General features: G+C 67.3%; 1 protein-coding gene. It reads right to left on the bottom strand.

What is annotated here, in order from left to right:
- On the bottom strand, nucleotides 1-771 hold a 771-nt coding region (locus CFR72_RS16875), incomplete at both ends, for an outer membrane protein (RefSeq protein ID WP_110914821.1).

Below are 771 nucleotides of genomic sequence, written 5' to 3'. Positions count from 1 at the left end.
GGCCACGATCTCACGCGCACGGCCGGTAAGGGCTGCGCCGTCCCAGTCAAAGAAGACGAGGTAGGTGCGCGCCGCGGTCGGTGCGGGCGGGACAACGGCAGGGGCCGGCGGCGGCGGCGGCGGCGCGTTGTTGAACGCGTAGCGGACACCGACGATGAACTGGTGGTTGAAGCGGTGGTCGAAGCTTGCGTGACCGTCACCCGCCGTAAAGTTGCCCATCGTGAAGGACTGCGGCTGACCGATCATGCGGTATTCGGTGGTCATCTGCAGGCCCGGGACGCCGGGGATGTCATAGGCCGCACCGACGATGCCCTGGTAGGCGAAGCCGCCCTTGGTGCCGCTCAGGCTGCGTGCGCCGCCGGGGTTGTTCGCGCCGATGGTGACATCATGCGCGCCCTGCCACAGGTAGCCCGCGCCGACACCGACGAACGGGGTGACGGGGACGTCGATGCTGAACAGACGCTTCAGGTCGATGTCATACAGCACGTTGACGAAGCCGCCATAGGAGCGGTCGGAGCCCTTGTCGCCACGGCTCTTGCTGTAGATTTCGGACCAGTTGTAGTCGCCCTCGACCTCGGCGCGCAGGCCGTTCCCGAAGCCCCAGCCAACCGCGCCGAAGCCGGTCCAGCCGTGACGGTGGCCGACCTTTTCACGGCCCGGCTCGGTGCCGCCATCGGTGTCGGCAAAGTGGCCGTGCTGGGTCTGGGTCAGGTTGTAGCCACCCCCGATGTCAACATACGGACCGGTGATCGTCGTGGCCATTGAGGCCGC

Source organism: Gluconacetobacter entanii, assembly GCF_003206495.1.
In the GTDB taxonomy this organism is placed as follows: Bacteria; Pseudomonadota; Alphaproteobacteria; order Acetobacterales; family Acetobacteraceae; genus Novacetimonas; species Novacetimonas entanii.
This window is presented reverse-complemented; position numbering and strand designations above follow the sequence as displayed.